We start from the raw sequence: 10,243 nt of genomic DNA, 5'->3' as shown, positions 1-10,243 counted from the left end.
GTAGACTTCACCTAAAAGGTGCTCCTCTCTTTGGGTGTAGTGTTCTCGACAAACACCATTCTACCAAAGATTTGGGCACTTTTTTATGTTTTCAATGAACGGTACTTTCGAAATTTAGGTTTATATTTCTCGTTCCATATTTCCGGCAAATCGGCCACGTTCAGCCCTTCGTTAAACAGCATCTTCTCGATTTCATAACGGATAATGATATGCAAGTTGTACGTCAACTCGTCGGACTCGGTACGGATGAACGACGGCTGGACTCGATTGATCGCCCGGTAGAACGTTTCGGCCGGTACATTCAACTGCCCCGGGAAATGCGCTTGCAAATCGCCGTAATACCGGTTCCAGAACGCGCGGCTGCGGCCGATCATATTTTCCCAGAAACGGGATTGGGATTCGTGAATCCCCATCGACGTCCCCGTGCATAGCGGCGTGCCGATCAAGTCTTTTGAAATATTTTGCTCGTATAGCGCGTGGCCGCCCTCATGAATGGTGCTGAACAGCGCATTCGCCATATCGTCAACGGCGTATCGGGTCGTAATCCGCACATCCCCCGGATTGAGTCCGGTCGCGAACGGATGGACGCTTTCATCCAGTCGGCCCGCCTCGAAGTCGTATCCCATCCGCTCCAGCATAAACAAGCTGAATGCTCGCTGTTTCTCTTTGTCGAACGATTGCTGCAAACAAGCCATATCCGGCTGATGGGCCGATTCCGCGATGGCGGCGACAAGCGGCACCGATTTGGCGCGGAGCTCGCCGAACACTTGATCCAGTTTCCTGACGGTCAAATCCGGTTCGTACATGTCGAGCAGCGTATCGTAACGCGTCTCCTTCGCGCCCCATAAATCGATAAATTGCTGGTTGTACGCGACGATCTTTTCCAAATAAGGCTGAAACATCGCGAAATCGTCTTTATGCTTCGCTTCTTCCCAGATCGTTTCCGCCTGCGACGTCAGCACAACGTACACCTGATACGTTTCGGCCGGAATTTTTTTGCTGCGGTCGTATTCCTTTTTGCATTCCGCAACCGTTCTCCGGTTGATCTCGTCCAGCCGTTCGTTTGCCTCCGGCTCGGTAAGCGCATCGAGATACGCGCCCATCTCATCGGATGTAGAAAGCTTGAACATCTCGGTGGACAATACGCCGATCACTTCGGATCGGGCCTCCATCCCTTTGCGCGGCGCGCCGGTACGCAAATCCCAATACATGACCGCGAGCGCTTCCTCGTAACTTTTTATTTTTTGCACCAGTTTGCGAAAATTTTCCGTCGTTTGCTCAACATTTTGACTCATCAATCCGTCACCTCTCGCAACTTTTTTTCTTTCACCTCTTGATGATACTTTTTGCAATCCGTATAATCAACTTTTATAAGAGTGAAAATATGAAATCGAGGGAGTGTGCTTCATAGCGATGAGAATGCATTTTACGGAACACGCTTTGCAAACGATCAAGCGGCGGATCGGCGAAACTCCCGGCAACGTCAAGTTGATATACGATACGGACGGATGCGGCTGTGCAGTCAACGGTGTGCCGAGTCTATGGCTTGTAAACGAAGCGACCGAATTTGACAGGCGGATAGACAGTGACGATTTGTCCATATGGATCGATCAAAGGCATGAAGTTTTTTTCGAAGATACATTGCATATGGATGCGGACCCGAAAACGGGCGTATTTAAATTGTCCAGTCCGCAGCAAATATACGGTACGAACGTGCAGTTGACCGACAAACGTTAACTTGCGCGGTATTCTATCAAGTAAGGAGTTAGTGATATGTCAATGATTCAATCGATTATGGAATTCAACAAAGAATTTGTAGAGAAGAAAGAATATGAAGCCTATTTAACCGACAAATTTCCCGATAAAAAGATGGTTATCCTCACATGTATGGATACCCGCTTGGTCGAGCTGCTGCCGAAAGCGATGAACTTGCGCAACGGCGACGCCAAAATTATTAAAATCGCCGGCGCCATCCTTACTCAGCCGTTCGGCAGCGCGATGCGCAGCATTCTGATCGCCATATACGAATTGGGCGCAAGCGAAGTGCTCGTGATCGGGCATCACGGCTGCGGCATGATGAAAGTGGATACGAACGCGGTTGTCGAGAAAATGAAAGAAAACGGCATTTCCGAAACCGTGCTCGATACGATTGCCAATTCCGGCATTCGGATGGAACGGTTCCTGCGCGGGTTCGAATGCGTCGAGGAAGGCGTGTCCCACAGCGTCGAGGTGATTCGCAAACATCCGCTTCTCCCGGCGCATATTCCGGTTCACGGATTAGTGATGGATCCGGAAACCGGCAAGCTGGATCTCATTATTGACGGATACGACGGGATTAAAACGAAATAATATCGACTGAAGGCCGCGGGGAACGGAAATTCCCGGCGGCCTTTCATTTCATTCATGATGGAACAATTCTCACGCTGCCCGAAGAAGTCCTCACTTTCACGACTTCATCGGTCTGTCCCTTCGATTCCGGCACGTTCTTCGAACCTGAACCGGTCTGCACGTCGTAGACGCCGGCGAAATCGCGGGGAACCGTAATCCGTACGCTGCCTGAATTTGCACGTACGTCCGTCTCGCTCACTCTCTCTTGCGTAAGCGTGACGTTTCCGGATGTCGAATGAATTCGGGCCGCTCCCTCCGACTGTTCAATCCAAATTTTCCCAGAACTTCCCTTCACCGTGATATTGCCGGCAATCTTCTCTCCTCTGATTGAGCCGCTGCTTGACGCCAATTGAATGTCGTCCGCGGTCAAACCGTCGATGCGCAGCCCGCCGGAGCTTGTCACAAGAGAGGCGTTCTTGACACGGGCGCGATCGATCGTTAATCTATTGCTTCCCGTATCGGCCCTAAGCGTATCCAGTATCGCACCGTCCGCCAAAGACACGGTAACGACCTGTTCCCCAATACCCGAAAAGTTTAAAAACCTCAACTCGAGTTTCCATTCATTTTTCAAATCCAACCGCAGCTCTGTGCCGGCAATTGCCGCTTTCTCAACTTTCCCGGCCACTTCCTCGGACGCCTTCCCTCTCACTTCGATAAAATTGGTATGATCGGGACTTTGCACGAACTCCACGCGAACGCGGTAATCGCTTTTTATGTCCAACGCATTCAATTGGCCTGGCTCAAACGTCCATTTTTTCGAATATTCCGTTTCTCCCGTATTGTATATAAAATCGAAGCCGGTAAATATCAGTCCTCCCAGCCCGACAACGATACAGATCAACGCTAATGCAACCCATATTTTTCTCATCGTTACGCTCTTCCTTTCGAAACGTCGGCATTCCACCGGATATACGCTGCCGAAGTCTTTTTAAAGATGCGGAACAGCTTGGCGGCCCCAAGGGCCAGCAAGATGCCCAGGCCGGTCAACAGAATAGAGGCATACATTTTCGAAGCGTCGAATGCTTGCGTCAATGCCATATCCACCGCAAACAGCAACGGCGCTAGAATCAAGGCGCCGCCCGCCAACGCCAAGCTGAACCAAACGCACCATGCCGCCAGACCGATCGGCACGGCGAGCAAATTCAGAAATACGAGAGCGGTAACCTTTATGGCCGAACGGCCTTTACCGGCATTCGGCCGATTGGACGAATACGGTTGATACGTTTGCCGATTGAGGTTCGGCACTTCATACCGATCGCCTACTATTTCCTTGGCCAACTCCACGGGATCTCCCAATTCGTTTACGATTTCTTCTTCCGTTTTTCCGTTTTGCAAGCCGAATGCGAAATGAGCCTCGTAATCGGCCATCAGCTCCCGCCGTTCCTCTTCTCTTAGCGGCGTTAATTGGCTGTTCAACAACCATATAAATTGCGCTTTATTCATGTCCATCTCCCTCCTCGATCAAACCGGTCACGCCTGCGACGAACTTTCTCCACTCATCCATCAAGTCCCGTAAATATAATTCCCCTTTAAGGGTCAGCTTGTAATATTTGCGCGGCGGCCCTTCGCTAGATTCTTGCAAGTAGGTCGTGCAATAACCGTCGTTCACCATACGGCGCAAGAGCGGGTAGAGAGCCCCTTCCGCGACTTCGATATGCTTGGAAATCCGCTGCGCCAGTTCGTATCCGTATTGGTCCTTTCGTTGGATTAGAAACAATACGCAAAGCTCAAGCACACCCTTTTTAAATTGGATATTAACGTTCATAACCGCCCCTCCTTCCACTTTGCGCATCGCCATTTCGAGATCTCAGCGCATGCACGTTGCCGTGCTATTAATCGCCGTTCAGTATGGAACAATATTCACTACCTAAATCAATATAACATTCAGTAGTGAATGATGCAAGGTACTAAATAGAAAAAAGACGATTTTTTTCAATTTCGTCCGAAAAATTTTGAAACCTATGCCCCTTGCCTGCGTAATACTTCTTGGTTATCATATCATTTCAACAAGAAGGGGTAGAGAACATGCGCAAATTTGTTGCAGTATTGATGGCATTCACGCTGATTTTTGCGATTGCGGCTCCCAGCGTCGTCGATGCCAAACGCGGCGGCGGATTCAGTTCCGGGAAAAGATCGTTCACGACCACGCCGAAAAAATCGCAAACCGACAACACGGTCAATTCCTCTAATAGCGGAACGAAAAATCAAAATACCGGGACGGCGGGAACGACCGGCAATCGGGGATTCGGCGGAGGCTTTTTGGGCGGCTTAATGATGGGCGGCCTGGCGGGCATGCTGTTCGGAAGCATGCTTGGCGAAGGCTTCTTGGGCAACATGCTCGGGCTTTTAGTGAATGTAGCCGCGATCTTTATTTTGTTCCTCGTTATTCGTTCGATCTTCACTTACTTTACGCAGCGCCGCAAAGCGACGGACAATAACAATAACAGGTATTGATCGATGCGTTTAAGTATGGATGAAATCATTAACGCAATTTGCCTGCATATGGCGGAGCGCAAGCAAGTGAAACCGACCGATGTGGAAGTGGAACTGAGCTGGGATGAAGATCACGGGTACACCGCGGAAGTATGGGTGCACGGACGCAGTCAATATTTGGTGGAAGCCAATATCCTTGAGGCGATCGAACGTTATTTGTTTACCGAATACGATCGGCGCGTATTCCGGGATCAAATTCAACTCGGGCTCGATGACGAGATCTGGGCTGACATTCGATAAAAGGACGAAAGAGGAATCGCATTCGGAAGAGGACGCGATTCCTTTTTCGCGTTTAAGCGACACGTTTTTCAAATTGTTTTCCCTTGCGCCTTTTATGACGATATACTCTTGCAGCATCGATCCTCTCCTTTATTCATGGAATTACGCGGTCCGTTGCGTTTTATTTTACTTGGTCCCGCTGACAACCCTATGTCAGGTTGGAGCAATCCGGAAGAAATTTTCGCACATAACTTATGGTATATTGAAATTGCACGAACCTATTTTCCGTAACGAACGAAGTGAAGGAGGATCGATTTCATGACTGCAACGAAACCAGATTACGATAACCTGACATTGATATGCCCGGTAGATTGCGGGAACGCGCCAAAAAAAGCACAGCTGAAAGAACTGAACATCGCTTTTGCCAAACACGATATCGCCTTCATAATCGAGAATATGACGGAAGACGTCATTTGGAATATTGTCGGCGGCAAACGAATTCAAGGGAAAGAACGATTGGTCGAAGCGCTGAATCAAATGAAGAACAGCAAGATAACCGAGCTGGAAATCAGCAACATTATTACGCACGGCTATACCGGCTCCGCCAACGGCATCATGAGATTGGGGAACAATAAAAGTTACGCTTTTTGCAATGTCTATCTGTTCAACAGTTCTGCGAAAAATGCCAAAATTAAAGAAATCACTTCGTATGTGATTGAAGTATCGTAAATGAGCAATTGTGCCTTCGAACATGCTTTCGCTTGAAGATAAATGTCATTGAAGCTGCTTGATCCGTTCTCCAAAATATGATACTTTTGAAAAAACGACCGGCGTGAAGCACATGCCGCTTTGATCGCACATCTCTAATGTTGTGTGTCAAGGCGGCTTTTTTGCATTTATCATAGAGTTAGGATGGCGATAAGAATGAGTATATTCGAACAGGTTTATGAAGATTGGCTGCAGAAACAAACGAACGAAGAGAACAATCCGAGGCGGCGTGAACTTTTGCGAAAGGGGTTGGGACATGGAACGATTGAGTTTTTGCGATCGATCTGGTTTCCCGTGATCGGCAGTCTGGATCATCTATATCCCGAATATGAGGTGCGCGATTTCAATAACGGATACCGTTATCTGGACCTCGCTTATATGCCCGGCGGCGCGAAAGGCTGCATCGAAATTCATGGTTATCGCTCCCATGCCAGGGATGTCGAGGTCAGCCGTTTTAAAGATTTATGTATGAAGCAGGCATTGCTCGTCCTTGACGATTGGTATTTCCTTCCTGTCGCCTACTTATCGATTCGCGACGATCCCGGGGTTTGCAAGCAGCTGACGCTTTCCTTTGTCGGCAAGTTTTTGTCGATTGAATTGTTGCCGCAGCTTGACTGGGCGGAAGCGGAAACGTTGCGTTTTGCCCGCAGGCTCTTACGTCCCTTCGCTCCCAAAGAGCTAGCCGAACATTTGAGGCTCTCGGAGCGCCGAACGAGACTAATTCTTCATCAATTAGTGGACAAAAATTTGCTTTCCATCGCAAGCGGGGTTCAGCGCTATCGTACGTACCGCCTTGCGCAGCAATTCTAAAGCAGGGTTAGCGCTATCGTACGTGTCCCCTCTAAAGCGAGGTTAGCGCTATCGTACGTGCCGCCTTGCGCAGCAACTCTAACGGATGTCACGGCCGCTATTTCCGAAAAATCGGCCCTTTTGAAATTGTAACGGAACTATACGCCGCTATTTGCTAATCATTCGCGTTTTTCCGTAGGAAAAAACTCAAATAAGGTCGCTCAGATCCGTTACATTTCAAAAAGAGGCTCTATCGGCAAAATAAGGTCGCTGACTTCCGTTAGAGCCTCATTCGGACGGCGGTGCCACCGAAACGCTAGGTGCTTGCGCTTCAACGTCGCGAGTCCGCTTGGCGCAGGCACGACTTTTCCCGTCTATCCGCCACTTGCGAACGAAACGGAAACGCCCCCCGTCCAAATGACGGAGGTCGTTTGTTTGCATTGCGGACAGCGTTACGGCTTGATCGCTCTCGTCGCGATGAAACTGCTGCAATAGCGATCCAATAACCGGGTTCCGCCGAACGTATCCTCGTAAAATCCGGCAATCATAAACCCGGCGCGGATCTGCCCTTGGATTTGTTGTTCCAAGGTATGCCCGAATTCCAGAGCGTCCCCGCTCTCAGCGATTTCTTGTTCGGAGGCATAATCCAAATCGGAATACGGAAGCTTATGGTTCACTTGAAGAATGCCTTGTTCCTGCAATTTCCAGTCGAATAAATAGAAGACCGGGTTCATAAACCCGCTGATCAACGTTCCGCCCGGCTTTAATACGCGATAGGCTTCTTCCCATACCGGTTGAATATCCGGAATAAACACATTGGATACCGGATGCACAATGAGATCGAACGTCGCGTCATCGAACATGCCTAAATCCGTCATCGAACCTAGAACCGTATGAATGGTTAAGCCGTCGCGTTCGGCCACGAATGCATCCTGCTTCAATTGCTCTTCCGAGAAATCGAGTACGGTTACCTCCGCTCCCGCCGCAGCCAAGATCGGGCCTTGCTGCCCTCCGCCGGAGGCAAGGCATAATACCCGCTTGCCCTTTAGTTCCGGAAACCACTCGTGCGGAACCGGTTTTTCCGTCGTAACGACGATCGTCCATTCCCCTTCCCGCGCTCGCTTGATTTCCTCGCGGCCGACAGGAACGGTCCATTGATTTTGTTTCGCTACCTTATCATTCCAATTCCCTTTATTATGTTCAATAATGTCCATCTTTCGCAAACTCCTTCATCCGCACGATACAGATTCATCAATCTTCCCAAACATTTTGCAGCGGCAATCCCTTTTCCGTTCTTGCCGCATCGACGACCGCTTGGATAAACTCCGTTTTCGAGCGGGTATATTGTTCCATCGTCATTCCATCGTATTGGGCGGAACGCCTTTTCATTTCTCCATATTCCCGCACCAAATCGGGATGCTCTCGCAAATAATCCCGCAAAAGAAACTCATTCCGCGCATAAAATCCATCGTCGAACGGGAGGATGTGAATATTGTGCGTCCATGTTCCATCGGTATATTTGGCAAATAAATATCTTCCGTTCATGCCCGTAGGGACATAACGGTAGCAATCGGAATCAAACTTCGATTCGTAAAATGCCAACGGTTGCAATGAGTTTACGCCGACGAAAATATCGATAATCGGCTTGGCCGCTTGGCCGGGAATGGACGTGCTTCCCACATGCTCGACGGCCGCCGCTTCGCCCTCGAAAAGAGCGAATATGTTGTTTTTCTCCGTTTCAAAAGCTTCGCTCCAATTCTCGTTATAATTGACAATCTTAATCTCTTGCATTTCAATGCCCCTCTTTCTTATCTACCGTTCAGTCCGCTAGCGAAAACGTTCCATACCGTTCCGGAACGCTGCGGGATCGTTATTCTCGATGCCAAATAAGGCCTCCTGCAGAGCAAACGTACCATGATAAAAGACGATTCGGTCCATCATGTCCGTCACTTCCGGATATTCATCCGCGACGAAACGGAAGAAGCGTTCCCCATAAGAAGCTAGCAGACCGGCGTAATCGACAGCCGGATCGCCGATGCCGGCCGAACCGAAATCAATGATGCCGCTAATATGCCTTCTGTGCGAATCATATAATATGTTCGAAGTGCCGAAATCGCCATGAATAGGCACCTGGGCGATCTCGAAGTTTCCTTTGTCCTTCAGAAAGCCCGTGAAATGGAAATCTGTCCAATGCCGGGCTTCCTGTTTCATATAGGGATAGAGCTTCGTTTGAATGCGTTCGTACATATTCGACCATTCCGCATAAACGCCGTCAGCCGTCCCGTACAAGCCGATATCGTCCGGCTCCATCGTATGCAATTGTTTCAGGAATAAGCCTAATTGACCGGCTAATCGACGCAGTTCGCATTCGTCTCGAATCGTATGAAGCATTTCCGTCTCGAGCGGTTCTCCGGCAATTTTCTTGTACCCGATAAACGCGTCCCCTATGCCGTTCGGGTAAAAGCTGCGGTATATCGGACGGGGAACTTCCATCGGAACGCGGTCGACGATACGATGCAAAAAAACAGCCTCGCGCTCTAACTGCTCGATCCCTTCCTCATACTTTGGAAAACGAAATACGAGCTCCGAGTTAACGAGCACCGTATCGTTATTTTGCCCGGAACCGAAGCGCTCGACAGAATGTATGAACAGCTCGGGGTATATGCGTTGAATCGATTTCGCATATTGGTTGTCTACCGCCATATTCATTTTACACACCTTCGATGTTCAGTTAGTTTGAATCGGAAGCAGCTTTTCCGTTTCGGCAACAAGGTCTTTGAGCATGTCGACGCCTTCCCTGGCGCTGCCGGTGTTCGAAGACAACAGCGTGACGATCCGATCTATTCTTTTCTTGTAATCATGGGGCTTCATTGCGAATCGATCCGCCGTCGCTACCGCTTTTTTCTCATTAATGCAATATTCGTTGTTGATGGCGAACAAAACTTGATTCAAGCAGGAAATCGTTCGATAACAACAGCCGGAAACATAAGAAATATCGTCTTTATCGACATTCTTATCCGCGAACATCAGCGAGAAAGAAGCTTCAAACATAAAATAGCGAATGATCGCATCCTGCACCGCTTTCGGGTACGGCGCCGTCTTCGCCTGCAGCTTGGCAATTCGACCGGTCGGATCCGATAAAATGTTGCAAATCGATATTTCGCCCATATACATGACGTTCAAGTATGCGTGAGGATGCCCCGCATGGTAATTCGCCGTGACGGAACCGGATAAGCATTCGTCGATCACCTTCGCAACTCTTGTTACATCGCGAAAAATAAGATCGACATGAAATCCTTGCACAACGAGCCATCCTCCGCCATTGACCCACGGTCCCCATCCGCCCAACTCCGAAACCAAATTCTCTCGATGCTCGTCGTCCAATTTCGCGGCGATGGGTCCGATATGCCTTACGTCAAAACCTGCCGATTCATCGTAATAAATGCCGATATCTATATCGGATGTTGGATGATGCGTTCCTCTTGCCCTTGAACCGCCCAGGACAATGCCTACAATGCCGGGCGCGTCTTGCAACGCTTTCGTTGTCTCTTCGATAATTTCGGATACAGAAATCATGCTAATCTCC

The 10,243-nt window shown here is 49.1% G+C and carries 14 protein-coding genes and 1 pseudogene; 7 read left to right on the top strand and 8 right to left on the bottom strand.

Features of this window, described 5'->3' with window-relative positions:
* Window positions 1-122: 122 nt before the first annotated feature.
* Window positions 123-1,295, bottom strand: a pseudogene (locus tag LQ229_RS23970) (carboxypeptidase M32); the annotation flags it as partial.
* Window positions 1,296-1,413: 118 nt separating this feature from the next.
* Between LQ229_RS23970 and LQ229_RS23965 the strand changes: the two are divergent.
* Complete coding sequence (locus LQ229_RS23965; protein ID WP_216538845.1) at window positions 1,414-1,737, top strand: iron-sulfur cluster biosynthesis family protein; 324 nt, start codon at window positions 1,414-1,416, stop codon at window positions 1,735-1,737.
* Between the two features lie 36 nt (window positions 1,738-1,773).
* Window positions 1,774-2,349, top strand: a complete 576-nt coding sequence (locus LQ229_RS23960; RefSeq protein WP_216538844.1) for a carbonic anhydrase — start codon at window positions 1,774-1,776, stop codon at window positions 2,347-2,349.
* Between the two features lie 52 nt (window positions 2,350-2,401).
* Here the strand turns inward: LQ229_RS23960 and LQ229_RS23955 are convergent, their stop codons facing one another.
* Genes LQ229_RS23955 through LQ229_RS23945 form a run of 3 tightly spaced genes read right to left on the bottom strand, consistent with a single transcriptional unit; the run spans window position 2,402 to window position 4,153 of the window.
* Window positions 2,402-3,256 carry a DUF4097 family beta strand repeat-containing protein gene (locus tag LQ229_RS23955; RefSeq protein ID WP_216538843.1) on the bottom strand — a complete coding sequence of 285 codons (855 nt, stop codon included), beginning with the start codon at window positions 3,254-3,256 and terminating at the stop codon, window positions 2,402-2,404.
* 2 nt (window positions 3,257-3,258) lie between these two features.
* Complete coding sequence (locus tag LQ229_RS23950) at window positions 3,259-3,831, bottom strand: DUF1700 domain-containing protein (protein WP_230193104.1); 573 nt, start codon at window positions 3,829-3,831, stop codon at window positions 3,259-3,261.
* Window positions 3,824-4,153 carry a PadR family transcriptional regulator gene (locus tag LQ229_RS23945; RefSeq protein WP_216538841.1) on the bottom strand — a complete coding sequence of 110 codons (330 nt, stop codon included), beginning with the start codon at window positions 4,151-4,153 and terminating at the stop codon, window positions 3,824-3,826. Before LQ229_RS23945 ends, LQ229_RS23950 begins: the two co-directional genes overlap by 8 nt.
* A gap of 260 nt (window positions 4,154-4,413) precedes the next feature.
* On the opposite strand from LQ229_RS23945, the gene LQ229_RS23940 reads away from it, so the two are divergent.
* From LQ229_RS23940 to LQ229_RS23920, 5 genes are all read left to right on the top strand, one after another.
* The gene (locus tag LQ229_RS23940) at window positions 4,414-4,842 is read left to right on the top strand and encodes a hypothetical protein (protein ID WP_216538840.1); all 429 of its coding nucleotides are present in this window, start codon (window positions 4,414-4,416) and stop codon (window positions 4,840-4,842) included.
* 3 nt (window positions 4,843-4,845) lie between these two features.
* On the top strand, window positions 4,846-5,121 hold the full coding sequence (locus LQ229_RS23935; RefSeq protein WP_216538839.1) for a YxcD family protein: 276 nt from the start codon (window positions 4,846-4,848) through the stop codon (window positions 5,119-5,121).
* 297 nt (window positions 5,122-5,418) lie between these two features.
* On the top strand, window positions 5,419-5,829 hold the full coding sequence (locus tag LQ229_RS23930) for a nuclear transport factor 2 family protein (RefSeq protein WP_230193103.1): 411 nt from the start codon (window positions 5,419-5,421) through the stop codon (window positions 5,827-5,829).
* Window positions 5,830-6,024: 195 nt separating this feature from the next.
* Entirely contained in the window at window positions 6,025-6,678 is a 654-nt protein-coding gene (locus LQ229_RS23925) for a transcriptional regulator (protein ID WP_230193102.1), read from the top strand.
* Between the two features lie 303 nt (window positions 6,679-6,981).
* Complete coding sequence (locus LQ229_RS23920) at window positions 6,982-7,152, top strand: hypothetical protein (RefSeq protein ID WP_230193101.1); 171 nt, start codon at window positions 6,982-6,984, stop codon at window positions 7,150-7,152.
* Here LQ229_RS23920 and LQ229_RS23915 read toward each other — a convergent pair.
* From LQ229_RS23915 to LQ229_RS23900, 4 genes are read right to left on the bottom strand one after another with little or no spacing between them, the layout of a single operon-like run.
* Window positions 7,110-7,871, bottom strand: coding sequence for a class I SAM-dependent methyltransferase (locus LQ229_RS23915; RefSeq protein WP_216538835.1), 762 nt, complete (start codon window positions 7,869-7,871; stop codon window positions 7,110-7,112). The genes LQ229_RS23920 and LQ229_RS23915 overlap by 43 nt on opposite strands.
* 37 nt (window positions 7,872-7,908) lie before the next feature.
* A complete protein-coding gene (locus LQ229_RS23910) occupies window positions 7,909-8,448 on the bottom strand; it encodes a GrpB family protein (protein WP_216538834.1) in 540 nt (179 codons plus the stop codon).
* 36 nt (window positions 8,449-8,484) lie between these two features.
* Window positions 8,485-9,366, bottom strand: coding sequence for an aminoglycoside phosphotransferase family protein (locus LQ229_RS23905; RefSeq protein ID WP_230193100.1), 882 nt, complete (start codon window positions 9,364-9,366; stop codon window positions 8,485-8,487).
* Window positions 9,367-9,384: 18 nt separating this feature from the next.
* Window positions 9,385-10,233, bottom strand: a complete 849-nt coding sequence (locus tag LQ229_RS23900) for a nucleotidyltransferase domain-containing protein (protein WP_230193099.1) — start codon at window positions 10,231-10,233, stop codon at window positions 9,385-9,387.
* Between the last annotated feature and the right edge of the window lie 10 nt (window positions 10,234-10,243).

The sequence above is a fragment of the Paenibacillus sp. CECT 9249 genome (assembly GCF_918697855.1).
GTDB lineage: Bacteria > Bacillota > Bacilli > Paenibacillales > Paenibacillaceae > MSJ-34.
The sequence above is the reverse complement of the archived record's forward strand: the minus strand, read 5'-3'. Positions and strand labels throughout refer to the sequence as shown.

Bases quoted from the DNA above. Each gene is read 5' to 3' on its own strand.
- LQ229_RS23965 (WP_216538845.1), top strand. From the start codon at position 1,414: ATGAGAATGCATTTTACGGAACACGCTTTGCAAACGATCAAGCGGCGG.
- LQ229_RS23960 (WP_216538844.1), top strand. From the start codon at position 1,774: ATGTCAATGATTCAATCGATTATGGAATTCAACAAAGAATTTGTAGAG.
- LQ229_RS23955 (WP_216538843.1), bottom strand. From the start codon at position 3,256: ATGAGAAAAATATGGGTTGCATTAGCGTTGATCTGTATCGTTGTCGGG.
- LQ229_RS23950 (WP_230193104.1), bottom strand. From the start codon at position 3,831: ATGAATAAAGCGCAATTTATATGGTTGTTGAACAGCCAATTAACGCCG.
- LQ229_RS23945 (WP_216538841.1), bottom strand. From the start codon at position 4,153: ATGAACGTTAATATCCAATTTAAAAAGGGTGTGCTTGAGCTTTGCGTA.
- LQ229_RS23940 (WP_216538840.1), top strand. From the start codon at position 4,414: ATGCGCAAATTTGTTGCAGTATTGATGGCATTCACGCTGATTTTTGCG.
- LQ229_RS23935 (WP_216538839.1), top strand. From the start codon at position 4,846: ATGCGTTTAAGTATGGATGAAATCATTAACGCAATTTGCCTGCATATG.
- LQ229_RS23930 (WP_230193103.1), top strand. From the start codon at position 5,419: ATGACTGCAACGAAACCAGATTACGATAACCTGACATTGATATGCCCG.
- LQ229_RS23925 (WP_230193102.1), top strand. From the start codon at position 6,025: ATGAGTATATTCGAACAGGTTTATGAAGATTGGCTGCAGAAACAAACG.
- LQ229_RS23915 (WP_216538835.1), bottom strand. From the start codon at position 7,871: ATGGACATTATTGAACATAATAAAGGGAATTGGAATGATAAGGTAGCG.
- LQ229_RS23910 (WP_216538834.1), bottom strand. From the start codon at position 8,448: ATGCAAGAGATTAAGATTGTCAATTATAACGAGAATTGGAGCGAAGCT.
- LQ229_RS23905 (WP_230193100.1), bottom strand. From the start codon at position 9,366: ATGAATATGGCGGTAGACAACCAATATGCGAAATCGATTCAACGCATA.
- LQ229_RS23900 (WP_230193099.1), bottom strand. From the start codon at position 10,233: ATGATTTCTGTATCCGAAATTATCGAAGAGACAACGAAAGCGTTGCAA.